This is a genomic window from Kutzneria chonburiensis (genome assembly GCF_028622115.1).
Lineage (GTDB): Bacteria > Actinomycetota > Actinomycetes > Mycobacteriales > Pseudonocardiaceae > Kutzneria > Kutzneria chonburiensis.
This window is the reverse complement of the sequence record NZ_CP097263.1, coordinates 6,999,030-7,014,201: the sequence shown is the minus strand read 5'-3', so window position 1 is coordinate 7,014,201 and position 15,172 is coordinate 6,999,030. Positions and strand designations below refer to the sequence as shown.

Here is a 15,172-nt window from a genome sequence, read left to right as displayed (position 1 = left end):
ATAGAGTAGATCCGTCGATCGGGAGGTGTCGTGTCAACTGCGCTGTTCCGACGGCCGCCGAGAGCGCCGCGGCCGACCGTCCCGGCCGGCGACGTCCTGCTGCAACCGCCGCCCGAGCTGCCCAAACCCGACACCGGAAACGTGTGGCTGACGGCGTTGCCCGCGCTGAGCGGCCTCGGCTCGGTGGCCTACCTGCTCGGCGGCGCGGCCAACCCGATCACCTACGTGGCCGGCTCGTTCTTCCTGTTCTCCTCGCTGGCCATGGTCGCCGGCTCGCTGCTGCGCTCGAGATCCACCCAGAAGGGTGACTCTCAGCAAATTCGTCGGGACTACCTGCGCTACCTGGGCCGGATGCGCCAGCAGGTGCGCCGGACCGCGTCCGCGCAGCACGAGTCGCTGGGCTGGGGCGCGCCGGATCCGGAGCAGCTGTGGGCGGTCGCGGCCAGCAAACGGCTGTGGGAGCGCCGGCCGACCGACGAGGACTTCGGCGTGGTGCGGATCGGCCGCGGCCCGCAGTACCTGGCCACGCAGCTGGTGCCGGGCGAGTCGGGACCGGTCGAGGACCTGGATCCGTTGGCCGCCTTGGCCCTCAAGCGTTTCATCAGCACCCACACGGTGGTGCCGGACCTGCCGGTGCAGGTGTCGCTGCGCCGGTTCGCGGCCATCGGCATCGGCGGCGACCGCGATGCCGCACGAGCCGTGGTGCGCTCACTTGTTGCCCACGTCGCCACGTTTCATCCACCGCAGGACCTGCGGATCCTGATCTGCACGTCCGATCAGGACGGCCCGGCCTGGGGCTGGGCCAAGTGGCTGCCGCACTGCCACCACCCCGACGAGGTGGACTACGCCGGCCCGCTGCGGATGATCAACCCGTCGCTGGTCGCGCTGGAAGACGGCCTTGGCGTGGAGCTGACCCGCCGGCCCCGCTTCAACCGCACCGCCGAGCCGGATCCCGACGCCCCGCACGTGCTGGTGGTGATCGACGGCGGCATGGTGGCCGGCACGGAACTCGTGCTGGGCCACGACGGCCTGCAAGCGGTCACCGTGGTGGACCTGGACGGCCGGGCCGGCGATCTGATCCGTGCGCACGGCCTGGAGCTGGTCGTCGACGACGGAGAAGTGGCTGTACGCAACGGAAGCCGGCTGGAGCCGCTGGGCACGGCCGACGCGATGCCGACGCCGGTGGCGGCGGCGCTGGCCCAGCAGCTGGGCGGCCACCGCCTGGACGTGACCTCGGGTGCCGACGATCTGGCCACCACCAGCCAGACCCTGCCCGGCCTGCTCGGCATCACCGATGCCGGCGCGATGGACCTGGACGTGCTGTGGAAGCCTCGCCCGCTGCGCGACCGGCTGCGGGTGCCGATCGGCATCAGCGCCGACGGCACCGTGCTGGACCTGGACATCAAGGAGTCCGCGCAGGACGGCATGGGCCCGCACGGCCTGGTCGTCGGCGCGACCGGCTCCGGCAAGTCCGAGCTGCTGCGCACGCTGGTGCTGGGCATGGCCGCGACCCACCCGCCAGACCAGCTCAACCTGGTGCTGGTGGACTTCAAGGGCGGCGCGACCTTCGCCAAGATGGGGCACCTTCCGCAGGTCGCGGCGGTGATCACCAACCTCGAAGATGATCTGTCCCTCGTGGACCGCATGCAGGAGGCGCTGTCCGGCGAGATGAACCGCCGGCAGGAGATCCTGCGCGACGCCGGCAACCTGGTGTCGGTCCGGGACTACGAGCGCGCCCGGCAGAACGGGGCCGGTCTGCCGCCGCTGCCCAGCCTCTTCGTCGTGGTCGACGAGTTTTCCGAGCTGTTGAGCCAGAAACCCGACTTCGCCGATCTGTTCGTCCAAATTGGACGCCTTGGCCGGTCGCTCGGGCTGCACCTGCTGCTGGCCTCGCAGCGACTGGACGAAGGTCGGCTGCGGGGGCTGGAGGCGCACCTGTCGTACCGGATCGGCCTGCGCACGTTCTCGGCGCAGGAGAGCCGCACGGCCATCGGCGTGCCAGACGCCAACGACCTGCCCAACGCGCCCGGTCATGGCTTCCTCAAGACCGACACCGCGACGCTGCGGCGGTTCCGCGCGGCCTACGTGTCCGGCGCCTACCACTCCGGCGAGGACCGGGATGGCCAGTCGCTGCTCGGTGTGGGCGACGTCCGGCCGTTCACCGCGCGCTCGCTGCCGGTGCCGGCTGGGCTGGACTATCTGCCGTCGGTGGACGACGACGATGAGGACGAGGAGAACCCCAGCCGGCCAACGATGTTGTCGGTGATGGTGGACCAGCTGATCGGCCAGGGCAGCCCGGCGCACCAGGTCTGGCTGCCGCCGCTGGACGCCCCGGACACGCTCGACGCGCTGCTGCCGGGCCTGGCCGTGCGACCGGGGCGGGGCTTCGGCGCGGCGCCGGAGCTGGCCCCGCTGACCGTGCCGATCGGCACGGTTGACCGGCCGTACCACCAGCGGCGGGACCCGATGTTGATCGACCTCGCCGGGTCCGGCGGCCACGTCGCCATCGTCGGCGGGCCGCGGTCGGGCAAGTCGACCATGGTCCGCACGCTGGTCGCGGCGCTGGCGCTGCGGCACACGCCGGCCGAGATCCAGGTGTACTGCCTGGACTTCAGCGGCACGCTGTTCGCGATGTCCGGCCTGCCGCACGTCGGCCGGGTCGCCGGCCGACAGGACAACGAGGTCGTCCGGCGGACGGTGGCCGAGGTCAGCGCGGTGGTGGAGCGCCGCGAGACCCGCTTCCGCGAGCTGGGCGTGGACACCATGGCCGACTACCGACGGCTGCGGGCCGAGGGCAAGGTCGGCGACGACCCGTTCGGCGACGTCTTCCTGGTCGTGGACGGCTGGTCGGTGCTGCGCCAGGACTACGAGGACCTGGAGGCATACCTGCTCAACCTGGTCGGCCGCTCGCTGACCTACGGCGTGCACATGGTGCTGACCGCCAACCGCTGGCTCGACCTGCGGCTGGGCCTGCGGGACCTGATCGGCGCCAAGATCGAGCTCAAGCTGGGCGACGCGCTGGATTCGGAGATCGACCGCAAGGCCCAGCAGGCGGTGCCGGCCGACCGGCCCGGTCGCGGCGTGACTCGGGAGCGTCTGCACTTCCTCGGCGCGGTGCCCCGGGTGGACGGCCGCAGCAGCGCCGACGACCTCGCCGTCGGCATCGCCGATCTGATCACCAAGATCAACGAGAACTGGTCCGGCCAGCCGGCGCCCGCGGTTCGCCTGCTGCCGCGTCTGATCGAGTTCCGCGACCTACCGGCCCAGCCGGGCATCACCATCGGCGTGGAGGGTCAGCGCCTGGAGCCGATTGTGTTGGCTGATCAGGGTTTGGTGCTGATCGGTGACAGCGAGTCGGGCAAAACCTCGACGCTGCGGGCCATCGCCCGGCAGGTGGTGGCGCGGGGCGAGCCGAAGGCGGCGAAGATCGCGCTGATCGACTACCGGATGACCATGCTCGGCGAGTTCGAGGGTCAGGAGGTGCTGGCCTACGGCACGACGCCGCAGCAGACCGTGGAGATCGTCGCCGGGCTGGTCGAGGGCTTCACCAAACGCTTGCCGGACACCGATGTCACGCCCGAGCAGCTGCGCAACCGGTCCTGGTGGACCGGGCCGGACGTGCACATCGTCGTCGACGACTACGACCTGGTGGCCAACTCGGTCGGCAATCCGCTGGCCCCGCTGCTGGACTTCCTGCCGCAGGCGCGCAACATCGGGCTGCATCTGTATCTGGCCCGGCAGGCCGGCGGCGCGGGGTCGGCGTTGCTGGAGCCGGTGCTGCGGCGGATGCGCGAGCTGAGCTTCCCGGCCGTGGTGCTCAGCGCGCCGCCGGACGAGGGCACCATGTTCGGCGTACGACCTTCGAGGTTGCCGGCCGGGCGCGGGACGTTGGTGCACCGGCGATTGGGCGCGGTTCCGGTGCAGCTGGCCCGGTTGGACTCGCACCATGACTGACGTGCTTCTCGTGCTGCACCTGACGCTCGCCGCCATCTGGATGGGCGCGATGGGCTACAGCCTGACCGTGGTGCAGCCCAAGGTCGACCGCTTCTTTCCGGACGAGGAGAAGCGCGAGGAGTTCCTGCTGTTGCTGGCCCACGGCAACCGGTGGAAGGTCGTGGGCCTGATCGCGGCGCTGGTGTTGACCGGTGTCGCGTTGGCCGTGGACGTCAGCTGGTGGTACGCGATTTCCGTTGCGCTGTACGGGATCGCCGCGGCGATCTTCTGGTACGTGTCGTGGCGCCACTGGCCGGCCCGGATTTTCGCCGTCGTCGAGGAGTTGGCGGGGTATCGGCGTCGGTTGCGGCTTTTGGCGTCGTGCATGACGGGGCTGGTCGGGGCGGCCTTCGTGTTCTCGTTGGCGGTCACGGTGGTGCGGCCGTGAAGGTCGCGATCACCGGATCCAGTGGGCTGATCGGGACGGCGCTGCGTGAGTCCTATGAGGACGATGGGCACACCGTGGTCCGGCTGCCTCGGGTGGTGGAGGACGTCAACGGTGTCGACGTGGTGGTGAACCTGGCCGGGGCCGGCATCGGGGCGCGGCGGTGGACGGCTTCGTACCGGGACGTCATTCTGCGCAGCCGGGTTGACACGACATCGTCTCTGGTGGCGGCGATCGAGCGGGCTCGGCGGCCGCCGAAGGCGCTGCTGTCGGCCTCGGGCGTGAGCTACTACGGCGATCGCGGTGACGAGGTGCTGACCGAGAGTTCCGTTGGTGGCAGAGGGTTTCTGCCGTCCGTGGTGCGCCAGTGGGAAGCGGCGGCGGTGGCCGACATCCCCGTGTGCCACCTGCGTTTCGGTCTCGTGATGACGCCGGCCGGCGGTGTTCTTCGGGAGCTCGTGCCCTTCTTTCGGGCCGGGCTCGGCGCTCAATTCGGCTCTGGGCGGCAGTTCTGGAGTTGGATCTCCCTTGTCGACGCCGTGCGGGCGATCCGGCATCTTCCTGGCGCGCAAGGGCCGTACAACGTGACCGCGCCCGAACCGGTGCGCAACAGTGAGTTCACGCGGGTCCTGGCCTCCACGCTCGGCCGCCCGGCGGTGCTGCGGGTTCCGGGCTGGTCGCTGCGGCTGGCGCTGGGCGGCGTGGCCGGCGACGCATTGGAGAGCATTCGCGCGCGGCCCGATCGCCTGGTCGAGGCCGGTTTCCGGTTCGAGCACGGGACCATCGCCGCGGCGCTGGAACCACTGCGGACGCGGTGACGTCGGATGGGGAAGGGAGGTGTCGCGTGACGTTCTCACATGCTGAACTGGTGGCTCAGGCCGGTGTCGATCCCTGGGCGTTGCGTGACAAGCTCAAGGCCGGCGATCCGGCGCAGATCGAGACGCTGGCCGCCGCGTTCTACAGCGCCGGCGGCGACATGGCCGACTCCAACGCGGCCAAGCAGCAGGCGCAGACCTACGTCGGCGAAGGCTACACGGTGAACGGCTCGTCGCCGGTCGACTTCGACGCCGAGGCGCGCGGCACCAAGCAGACGCCCGAGCACCTCAACGCCATCGCCAAGGTGCTGACCAACGTCGCCGGTGACCTCGACCGGCAGACCGGCGGCGCCGTCAAGGAAGTCGGCAGTCTGGAGCGCACGCTGTCCGGCCTCAGCGGCGATTACACGTCGTTCATGCAGGGCATCGGTCACCACCTGCCGCCCGATGACCGGCAGGCGGCGCGGCAGGAGTTCCTGGACAAGGCCGTCGCCGCGGTGAAGTCGAGTGGTACTCAGGTGACCAAGCTGGTGACCGACTACGAGATCGCGTTGATGGGCTACCTCAAGAGCATGGGCGACCTGGGCTACGTGCCGTCGGCCACCCTGCAAGAGGGCCCGAACGTGCTCGACCTGAAGCTGGACAACGTCGACGGCGAGCTGAACGGCGGCATCAACCCCAACCTGCCCACCGATCTCGCAACGTTGCAGAAGCTGTTGGACGCCGCGCGGGCCGACGGTGTCGACCCCAAGCGCTACGCCGCCCTGTTGCAGCAGTACTGGCTGGTCAAGGCGGCCGACGACGCCGGGATCGACCTGAGCAAGTGGGATCCGAAGGCCGGCGTCGACGGCAATCTCGGCAACATCATGAACGTCTACAAGTTCTACGGAAAGCTGTTCCTCGACCATCCCGAGCTCCAGTGGGCCGGCATGGCCAACATGATCGGGCCGTCCTTCGCCGGCGGCTTCATGGACCTGGACAGCATGAAGGACTTCGCCCGCGGGCTGGCCGACAAGATCAACTCGCTGCCGCCGGAGTTGCGGGACCTGGCGTCGGCCGGGGCCAACCTCAGCGCCGACGAGCTGGGCTGGTTCGAGAACAAGTTCCTGGCCATGCAGAAGCACATCTTCATCGACCAGGGCTCGATGCACGAGGCGTACCTCAACGGCGGCACCGGGGCGATCGACGAGATGCGCCGGGCCGGGCTGATCGACGACCGCGCGGCCAACGCGTGGAGCGACATCGGCAGCGGCGACCCGGCGCGGATCCAGCACGGCAACACCGATCTGCTCTACCGCGAGCAGAACCAGGTCATCGCCAAGCAGTACGACGAGATGTACAACCATGACGGTGTCGTCGGCAGGGCCATGACCTACGGCATGACCGTCGCCGGGCAGGCGTCCATTCCCGGAACGCATACCCCAGGGGAGTACAAGCCGCTGACCATCGGCGGCGATGTCACCGTTCCCGGGCTGTTCGCCGACGAAACCGTTGGCGCCCACGTGAAGACGCCGCTGCCCTCGTTCAACGTGGCCGACCGTGACCATCGGTGGGACTACGTCACCCATGACACCCTGCCGGCGTACCAGAAGCTGCTGGCCGAGCATCCCGACCAGGCGCGGGCCATCGTCGCGTCGCCCGTGCCCGACCGGGTGGCCGATCAGCGTCTTGAGCACCGATGGCCGCAGTTGGCCGAGCACCTGCTCGAGGACTGGGACGTCGACGTCGATGCCGACATTCGCTTCCACTGGCCGTGGTCATGAGGTGGCTGGCCGCTCTTCTCCTTCTCCTGCTTGGAGGTTGCACCGTGGGAACCCCCGTCGCGCCGACGCTGGTGCACGACAACAAGGCGACCATCGATCTCACCCGCAAGCCCACCCGGGCCGACTTCGCCTTCGCCGACGGCCGTAACGACCGCTCCTACCAGCGTCAGGGCGCGGATCCGTTGGCCACCACCGTCGTGCTGCCTTCCGGGACGCTGCACATTCCCGCTTTTGTCATCACCGCCGACGGCGGCGACTTCACCGGGAACACGCCTTTGCCGCCGCAACACATTGTCGTGCAACGAAAGTTCGACCGTTCCGAGCAGGCCCTCCAGAGCCTGCTCGGCGACGCACCCACCCTCGGTCTGCCCACTGCCGAGATGGAGGAGCAGATTTCCCGTCTTTCCGGCACCATCGGCTCCGGCGTCGTCGACGGCTTCGTCCACGGTTGGCTCGCCGCTTACGTCGAGATCATCGGCTACGACGATGGGGCGGTCGGCGTCAACTACACCTTCACCATCGACCAGTTCCACAACGACGCCATCGATGCCGTTGTGCACGACGGCGTCTTCCCCATCGACCTCACCCATCGGCCTTCCCGCGCCGAACTCGCCTTCCGCGACGGCTTTCCCACCGCCCGCGTCCAGCCCGCGTGGAACACCACTCTGGCCGTTCGCCTCACCCTGCCCGCCGGCGTCATCACCCGCCCCGTCCGCAGCGTCGACTCCACCGCCACCCAGACCGTCGTCTCGTTGGCCTCCAGCAGCATCGCCGACGCCCAGTCCGCTCTGGCCGCCGACGCTCCCGCCCTCGGCGTCGATCCCGGTTCCGTGTGGGACGGCACCGGTCACGTCAAGAAGACCTTGCCCGGCTTGAAGAACCAGTTCTACGACGTCTCCGTCACCGTAGACGCCACCCTCGGCCAGCCCGGCAGCTTCGCCGCTTCGCTGTCCTACACCTTCACCTACCACTAGCAGGAGGCATACCCGTCCACCCGCACGTATTCGGCCCGTGGCACTGTCGTAGTCAGCATCGTCGCATGGTCCGTGGTCTGCGCGACCGCCATTTCCTCCGGGTAGTCCTTGGCGTTGACCACCCGCACCCCGTCCAGCCTGATCGAGCTCAGCGCCTGTCCGATCACGTTCTTCTCGATCTCCACCGGCGCCAGGTCTCCCGGCTGCTTCGGCAGATCCGCCGACCACTGCACCGACACCCAGTGCGCCGTCGGGCAGTAGTCGCTGACCTGCACCGCCGGGACCGACTTGATGTCCCCCAGCAGCAACAGTTCTTTGCCGAACCTTTCGATCGCCGCCCGCACCGCCGCCCGGTCATCCCTTGGCGGAGGTGGCGGGCTGGAGCACCCGGCCACAGCAACTACCGCCGCCAGTGCCAGAATTCGTCGGATCAGCATGAGGCGTATCCGCCCACTCGTACGTACTCCGCCCTGGGCACAGTGACGGTCAGCACCGTCGCGTGGTCGTTGGTCTGTGCCATCTGGGCCGGATCTTCGTCGTTCGCCCGTTGGATGAAACGGATCTCGTCGAGCTTGATCGTCTGATCGGCCCTGGACAGCACGTTCTCTTCAGCGCTGGACTGGTTCTCCTTCGCCAGCTGTGCGATCACCGGTGCCGACCACCTCACCGCCGCCCAATGGGTGTCCTTGCACTGTCCGATATAGACGTCCGGCGAGAACGCCAGATAGCCCATCTGCACCAGCGCCCGGCCGAACGCCTCGATGCCCGATCGCACGGTCGTCGTGTCATCGCGCGGCGTGGACTGCGCGTTGCAGGCGGTGCATACGACGGTCAGCGTGGCCGCGATTGCCCTCGTGCTCCAAGTCATTCAGACTTATCCGCCTTCTGGTAGCCGCCGACGTAGCTGTTGGCCGCGTTCGCGGTCATGTCGTAGACCGATGCCCCTTCGCCGAGCGTGCCCTGTCCATGGTGGGCCGCGCCGTTCATGTAGTCGTAGTACGCCTTCTTCAAGCTTTCGTCGCTCATGACCTGGGCGACGTTGAGCATGTGCCCCTTGCCGTCCAACAGTTCGGGCGGGATCTTGTCGGTGCCGGGATAGCCGGCCTCTTGCAGCACGGCGGTGCGCTCGTAGTCGCTGACCATGGCGACCTGGTGACCCTGGTCCTTCAACTCATGAAGTTGTTGCTCGGAACCCGATGGAGCGCCGTAGACGTGCTCCAGGCCCATGTTCGTGGTGTGCTTCATGGCGTCCCACACCGAGTCCGAGACCTTGAGGAACGCTCCGCCCGCCGCCTCGGCGAGCTTGCCGGCCGGGATCATGTCGACACCGGCCGACAGGATGCCCTTCATGATCTCCTTTGCGTGCTCGTCATCTTCGACTTGCTTGCCGACGACTGCCACCGCTGCGCTGTTCTCCGAACCGGACACCGATCCATACGCCTCTGCCGCGTGGTTGAGCCCGATCGCCGATTTCCCCTGCTTGAGCAGGTCTCCGTCGAGCTGGGCGCCGGCCAGCATCGCGTGGTGCGCGGCCTCTCCAGCCGCCGAGTCGAAGATTTTTGTCGCTTCTTCGTTGCCGGCGAAGGTCTTCATGAAGCTCTGAGCGACGTCCGGCGGGACGTCGAAGGCCGCGTTGTCGCCGGCGAGGCGGTCGTACTGACCGACATCGGTGACCTGATCGCCTTCGGAGTGACGGCCGGCGGCCATCTCCTGGACGTAGGAGCCGCCGATCTTGGCGAAGTTCTGGGCGGCGATCGGCGGCACGTCCTTGCTGTCGTGGGCCATGTCGTTGAACAGGGCCTTGGCGAAGGTCACGGCCTCGGGGCTGTGGCTGCCGTCGGTCTCGTTGTCGGCGCCGGCCGCGGCCTCGAAGGCGGCGCCGTAGCCGTGGGCGATGGAGCCGGTGCTGTCGTCCTTGCCGTACTGGACGAGCTTGTGGATGTTGTCCTGGTACGCGGCGGTGGGATCGCCGTGGATGTGCACGTCGGTGCCGGGCTGGCCCATGGTGGCCAAGGCTTCGCGGGCGGCGACGGGGTTGCCGCCCAGGTCCTGGGTCCACGCGGCCACGACGTCGTCGGGAACGCCTACGTCGTAAGGGAAAGAGCCGGCGGGACCGCCGCGGAAGCCCATGCCCCCGAAGCCCTCGGCGCCATGGTGGGCGAACTCGTCGAGGGCGTTGGCCCGCGCGGCCTGGGCGAGCCAGTCGGGCGGGAAGTGGCCGTTGGAGGCCATCGCGGCCCTGCTCCAGGACGTGGCGGCTTCGCGCGGCGGCACGAGGAACTGGTCGGCGACGGCTTTCATGCCGGGATCGTCATTGGCATTGGAGACTGCGGTGCCGAAGGCGTGGCTGAAGGTTTTGAGATCTTCGGCGGCGGTGTGGCTGCCGCTGGCATAGAGCATGTTTGGCAGGATCTGGCTCAGTTGCGGCCCGAGTTCACCGTAGAAAGCCGACGAGAAATAGGGATCGTCCAGGTACGGCGCGATCTCGCCGGCAACCTTGTGCGCGTCCTTGGCCCAGTTCTCGTCGAGCGAGTGGTTGTTCTTGAGCTCGTCGGCGTACTTCTTGGCCAACGTCTGAAGATTCTTCACGTAAGCGTCGGCGTCGGCGCCGAGATCCTCGAGCTGGCTGGGTGGCACATAACCAAGATCGGCCATCGTCTTCTGCGCGCCGAAAAGCGTTTCCTCGTATCCGGTGAGCACGGCGTGCACGGTGCCGCCATGCGCCTTCACGGCGGCGACGGCCTGATTGATGAAATCGTTCCGTGCCGCCTCGCGATCTTCCGGCGGCAGATGATGGCCGGTCTGCTGCATGAAACCGACCCACTGCTGCTCGATCGACGCCAGCTCGCCGTTCAGGCCGTTGACCTCGGACGTCGCCTTGCTGATGGCCCCGTCCAGGTCGCCGGCCACGCTGTCCAGCGTCTTCCCGATCTGCTGAAGGTGCTCCGGGCTGGTCTTCGTACCGGCCGCCTGTGCGTCGAAATCCACCGGCGAGGCCCCGTTGACCTGGTATCCCTCGCCGACGTAGTGCTGCGCCTTCTGCTGGTACGAGTTCGACGTGGTCATGTCCCCGCCGGCCTTGTAGAACGCCGCCGCCAGCCCCTCTACCTGAGCGGGATCGCCCTTGGCCAGCTGCGCCTGCTCTTTCCACGGGTCGAATCCGGCCTTCTGGGCGAGTTCGTCATTGGAAATCAGGCTCATGGTCGCGGCCTCTCGTCCCGAAGCTGGTCCGAGGATAGGGGAGGAAGAGTCACCCGGCCGCCGATCGGCGCAACCGTCACCCACTGGCACACTGGCCTCATGGTCAAGACGGCGCAGCTGGCAGTGGTCGGCACCGCACTCGTCCTCGGCGGCCTGCTCGCCGCCTGCACCGGCGATCCCGGCACGGCCGGCCCCACCAGCACGTCGACCACGACCTCGGCCGCGCCGACCACCACCACGGCCACGACCACGACGACCAGCCGGAACCTGGCCCTGCCGCCCGGCGTCGGCCCGTTCCCCAACAGCATCTGTACCGCGAACATCTACAGCAACGGCCTGGTCAACGGCCTGACCGGATACTACGACCAGGTGAAAAAGGGTCGCACGGTCAGCGAGGCGGGCTGGCAGGACATGCAGGCCGCGATTCCCGACAACATCGCCAGTTCGTCGGGCCAGCGCGCCGCCCTCGAACAGGCCGGCGTGCCGACCGCGCACCCGGTCTACCACGACATCGACGAGTTGATGGCCGCGATGACCGCGGTGGGCGAGGTGGCCAAGGCCAAGGACGCTGCCGGGCTGGTGCCGGCCTTCGAGCGGCTGCGCACGGCCAATCGTCTGTTCATCGATTCGTGTGGCGCCATCACCCATAATTGATCTTCTGAGGGCTACTCAGAGTAGTGTTCACTCCCCTGAGTTGACGAAAACGACTCCGCCGTTCGCCGAGTCGTTCTACAGTGACTTCACGGGCAAGGGGAACCGCACCCGGCGCTCGGTTCGTCTGACCGACTGCCGTCATGAATGGGGAGTGGGGCGGTCTCACCGACGTCAGACCAGTACAGGGAGGGTCTCCGTGAGCGGTCCGAAGATCGATCTGGCCACCGTGCAGGCGGCCGAGAACGTCGTGAACAACGCGGTGTCCGAAATGGAGGGCATCACGAAGAAGATTCTCGACCAGGCCGGCCTGAGCCAGGCCGCGATGAAGGCGCCGGCGGGCCAGGTCACCGCGTCCACGTTCGACCAGCTCGGCGGCGGCGGCCGTGCGCTGGCCGAGGTGCTGGGCCAGCTCAAGACCGATCTCGGCCGGCTGCGCGAGACCGCGCTGTCCGGATCGGACCAGGCCACCCAGGCGGCCAAGCAGGGCTCGCCCGGCGGCCTGAGCACCAGCGTCGCGCAGGGAATGTGAGGGGGATTCGGACATGACCGACTACATCGAGTTCAACACCGAGCAGATCGCCCAGGTCGCCGCGGCGACCCGGGGCCACCAGTCCGACTGGGACGGTGTCTGGGAGGGCGTGCGCGGCAAGCTGTCCAGCACGGTGTCCGAGGCGCTCGACGCGCTGACCGGCTCCTCGCTGCAGGACCGCACCAACGAGTACCACCGCAAAACCGAGCAGTACACGGCGCAGCTCAACTCGCAGCAGCTGGCGGTGGGCAAGGTCGGCGACATCGCCACCGAGACCAACCGGAACATGAGCAACGTCATTCGAGGCTGACCGGGACGTTCCGACGCGGGCACTGGGGCGCCGGTGTCTGGTCGGCGTCCCGCGGGGAGGGGTAGGCATCCATGGGCAACGAGCTGTACGGGTGGTCCGACGACAAGAAGGTCGTGCTCGACCCTGACCTGCTCAACGACGCGGCCAGTCGCCTGAAGCAGCAGAACGAGGGCAGCAAGCTGTTCGAGCAGCTGCAGAACGCGCTGGCACCGCCCGGTGCCTTCGGCCAGATCGAGGGCGGCGCGAGCGCACAGACGCGGCTCTCGCACGTCCTCGCGTCGCTGCGGACCGAGCTGTCCAAGGTCGGCCTGGACATGGAAGACCTGGCCGCGCGCACCCTCGCCGCGCGGGAGATGGCGATCAAGGCCAACGCCGACACCACCCACGCCGCCAACAGCGGCGCCCCGAACGGACCGCGCTGATGGCCGACTACGACTTCTACGACGCCTACAACATCATCCAGAGCGGCCAGCCCTACAGCCTCAAGCAGGTCGCCGACACGTGGCGCAACTTCGCCGCCGCCTGCCAGAGCGCCGCCGACCAGCTCAAGGGCACCTCCGACATGGTGACCGCGCAGCAGGGCACGCCGTACCAGAACTTCGGTGCCCGGGCCACGCCGGTCGCGAACTGGATGACCCAGGTTTCCAACCAGGCCAACACCGTCGGCACCGGGCTGGCCAACGCCGGCGCCGTGGGCAGCAGCGCCCAGATGGAGGCCCACGAGCAGTACGCCACGGTCTCGCAGAAGATCGACAAGATCGTCGGCCCCGACGACGCGTTGTCCATGGGCAAGGTCAACGGCATGAAGGCGGCCGAGGCAGAGGGCGCGGCCGTGCTCAATCCGCAGATCGACAAGTGGTCCGCCGCCTACACCGCGTTCAACCCGGGCACCGTGGCGCCCGCGCCCGTCACCAACGGCGGCACCGGATCCACCACGCCCACGACGACGTCCACTTCGGACGGTTCGGGCTCCAACGGTCGGACCGCCGGCACGACGACGTCCACGCAGCAGACGTCGTCGACCGAGACGCAGCAGCGCCCGATCCTCACCGACGAGAACCAGCAGAATCCGCCGGTGCCGCCGGGCAACCAGGACTACCCGCACTCGTCGGTGGTCGGCTCCGACGGCAAGGACTTCACCGGCTGGGTGAAGGATCCGCGGACCGGCTACCTGATCGACCCGAGCAGCGGCCAGGAGTACGACCCGACCAGCGGGCGTTGGGTGGATCCGGTCACCGGCAAGCCTTTCGGCGACGTGACGCAGTACTCGTCCCGCCTTGAGGGTCTGTCCGGCGGCACGCCCGGCTCGATGACTTTGGGCGGTGGCGGCGGCAGCGTCGGCGTGGACCCGGTGTTCTCCCTGGGCGGCAAGCCGCTGTTCGGCGGCGCGGTGCCGCCGAGTCTGAACCCGGCCAACCCGGCGTACTCACAGCTGGCCCAGACCGCGAGCAATTCCATGGCGGCCAAGGCCTACGCCGCCAACGCGCTGGCCATGCAGGAGGCGCAGCAGGGGGACGTCCTTACGTGCCACCGATGCAGGCCGGTGTCGGCGGCGGTGTCGGCAGCTCCGGATCCCGTGCTCGTCGTGGCGGGTTGACCGAACCCGAGTCCACGTGGACCGGTCGTGCCGGTGCCGCGGCCAGGGCTCGCGCCCGTGCCGCCGCGGCCGGCGCCGCGGAATCCGAGGGCTCCGGCCAGCGCGGGTACGTGCCCGGCATGCAGGCCGGCAAGGGCGAGAAGGACAAGACCAAGGTCCGCGAGAACCCCGACTGGCTGGTCGAGGACGACGTGTGGTCCAGCGGCCAGCGTGCCGCCCGCGGCGTCCTGGGGGAGGACCGCTGATGTCCGACCTGAAGTACGACTCCGGCGGCCTCCGGGACGGCGCTTCGAAGAACCGCCAGTCCGGGGAGGCCGCCGCCGGCGCGGCCCGCACCCTGAGCGGCGTCTCCGTCGACGCGCATCCCTTCGGCGACGTCAACAACGCCGGTTCCTTCGCCGGTGCTGTCGGTGAAGCCCACCAGCACCACATCACCGGGGCCACCAACGCTTCCACTCAGCGCGACATCGAGGGCGGCCGCGCCGACAAGACCGCCGCCCTCGGCGACGAGCTGACCTCCGCCACCACCACAGTTGCCGACCAGGCCGCCGTGCGCCGTGTCGCCGACGGCATGTCCTGACCGCTTTCCCGGCCGAGGAAGCAAGGATTCCCATGTCCGACCTGAGGTACGACTCCGACGGCCTGCGGGACGGGGCCGACCGGGACCGGAAGTCCAGCGCCGCCGCCGACGGCGTGGCCCGCAAGCTCGGCGGCGAGTCGGTCACCGCGCACCCGTTCGGCGACGTCGCCACGGCCGGGTCGTTCGCGGCCGCGCTGGGCACGGCCCACGAGCACCACATCCAGGGCGCGACCTCCGCCGCCCGTGACCGTGACGACCAGGGGCAGCGAGCCGACAAAACCGCGCAGCTGGGCGACGAACTGACCACGACGACCACCACGGTGGCCAACGAGGCCGTGGTCCGCAGCGTTGCCGACGGGATGGGCTGACGA

Annotated in this window: 16 protein-coding genes; 13 read left to right on the top strand and 3 right to left on the bottom strand. The window is 68.8% G+C overall.

Annotated features, from left to right (window positions below; all coding sequences use genetic code 11):
• Positions 1-30 precede the first annotated feature (30 nt).
• Genes eccCa through M3Q35_RS32130 form a run of 5 tightly spaced genes read left to right on the top strand, consistent with a single transcriptional unit; the run spans position 31 to position 7,930 of the window.
• Entirely contained in the window at positions 31-3,954 is a 3,924-nt protein-coding gene (gene eccCa, locus M3Q35_RS32150) for a type VII secretion protein EccCa (RefSeq protein WP_273936288.1), read from the top strand.
• The gene (locus M3Q35_RS32145) at positions 3,947-4,381 is read left to right on the top strand and encodes a hypothetical protein (protein WP_273936287.1); all 435 of its coding nucleotides are present in this window, start codon (positions 3,947-3,949) and stop codon (positions 4,379-4,381) included. Before eccCa ends, M3Q35_RS32145 begins: the two co-directional genes overlap by 8 nt.
• Positions 4,378-5,196, top strand: a complete 819-nt coding sequence (locus M3Q35_RS32140; protein WP_273936286.1) for a TIGR01777 family oxidoreductase — start codon at positions 4,378-4,380, stop codon at positions 5,194-5,196. Before M3Q35_RS32145 ends, M3Q35_RS32140 begins: the two co-directional genes overlap by 4 nt.
• Before the next feature lie 26 nt (positions 5,197-5,222).
• A complete protein-coding gene (locus M3Q35_RS32135; protein WP_273936285.1) occupies positions 5,223-6,956 on the top strand; it encodes a putative alpha/beta hydrolase in 1,734 nt (577 codons plus the stop codon).
• Positions 6,957-7,000: 44 nt separating this feature from the next.
• On the top strand, positions 7,001-7,930 hold the full coding sequence (locus M3Q35_RS32130; protein ID WP_273936283.1) for a hypothetical protein: 930 nt from the start codon (positions 7,001-7,003) through the stop codon (positions 7,928-7,930).
• On the opposite strand, the gene M3Q35_RS32125 is transcribed toward M3Q35_RS32130, so the two are convergent.
• The 3 genes from M3Q35_RS32125 to M3Q35_RS32115 all read right to left on the bottom strand — a co-directional run bounded on the left by M3Q35_RS32125 (position 7,927) and on the right by M3Q35_RS32115 (position 11,221).
• Entirely contained in the window at positions 7,927-8,274 is a 348-nt protein-coding gene (locus tag M3Q35_RS32125; RefSeq protein WP_273936282.1) for a hypothetical protein, read from the bottom strand. The genes M3Q35_RS32130 and M3Q35_RS32125 overlap by 4 nt on opposite strands.
• Positions 8,275-8,360: 86 nt before the next feature.
• Positions 8,361-8,705, bottom strand: a complete 345-nt coding sequence (locus M3Q35_RS32120; RefSeq protein WP_273936281.1) for a hypothetical protein — start codon at positions 8,703-8,705, stop codon at positions 8,361-8,363.
• 89 nt (positions 8,706-8,794) lie between these two features.
• Complete coding sequence (locus M3Q35_RS32115; protein ID WP_273936280.1) at positions 8,795-11,221, bottom strand: putative alpha/beta hydrolase; 2,427 nt, start codon at positions 11,219-11,221, stop codon at positions 8,795-8,797.
• A 9-nt stretch (positions 11,222-11,230) separates the two neighbouring features.
• Here M3Q35_RS32115 and M3Q35_RS32110 point away from each other — a divergent pair, with 9 nt between their 5' ends.
• The 8 genes from M3Q35_RS32110 to M3Q35_RS32075 all read left to right on the top strand — a co-directional run bounded on the left by M3Q35_RS32110 (position 11,231) and on the right by M3Q35_RS32075 (position 15,169).
• Positions 11,231-11,785, top strand: a complete 555-nt coding sequence (locus M3Q35_RS32110; protein ID WP_273936279.1) for a hypothetical protein — start codon at positions 11,231-11,233, stop codon at positions 11,783-11,785.
• Positions 11,786-11,981: 196 nt separating this feature from the next.
• A complete protein-coding gene (locus M3Q35_RS32105; protein WP_273936278.1) occupies positions 11,982-12,314 on the top strand; it encodes a hypothetical protein in 333 nt (110 codons plus the stop codon).
• Positions 12,315-12,327: 13 nt separating this feature from the next.
• On the top strand, positions 12,328-12,624 hold the full coding sequence (locus M3Q35_RS32100; protein WP_273936277.1) for a hypothetical protein: 297 nt from the start codon (positions 12,328-12,330) through the stop codon (positions 12,622-12,624).
• A gap of 71 nt (positions 12,625-12,695) precedes the next feature.
• On the top strand, positions 12,696-13,046 hold the full coding sequence (locus tag M3Q35_RS32095; RefSeq protein ID WP_273936276.1) for a hypothetical protein: 351 nt from the start codon (positions 12,696-12,698) through the stop codon (positions 13,044-13,046).
• Entirely contained in the window at positions 13,046-14,221 is a 1,176-nt protein-coding gene (locus M3Q35_RS32090; RefSeq protein ID WP_273936275.1) for a hypothetical protein, read from the top strand. Before M3Q35_RS32095 ends, M3Q35_RS32090 begins: the two co-directional genes overlap by 1 nt.
• Complete coding sequence (locus M3Q35_RS32085) at positions 14,218-14,466, top strand: hypothetical protein (protein WP_273936274.1); 249 nt, start codon at positions 14,218-14,220, stop codon at positions 14,464-14,466. The genes M3Q35_RS32090 and M3Q35_RS32085 overlap by 4 nt, the downstream gene beginning before the upstream one ends.
• Positions 14,466-14,801, top strand: coding sequence for a hypothetical protein (locus tag M3Q35_RS32080; RefSeq protein ID WP_273936273.1), 336 nt, complete (start codon positions 14,466-14,468; stop codon positions 14,799-14,801). Before M3Q35_RS32085 ends, M3Q35_RS32080 begins: the two co-directional genes overlap by 1 nt.
• 32 nt (positions 14,802-14,833) lie before the next feature.
• On the top strand, positions 14,834-15,169 hold the full coding sequence (locus M3Q35_RS32075; RefSeq protein ID WP_273936272.1) for a DUF2563 family protein: 336 nt from the start codon (positions 14,834-14,836) through the stop codon (positions 15,167-15,169).
• Positions 15,170-15,172: the final 3 nt, after the last annotated feature.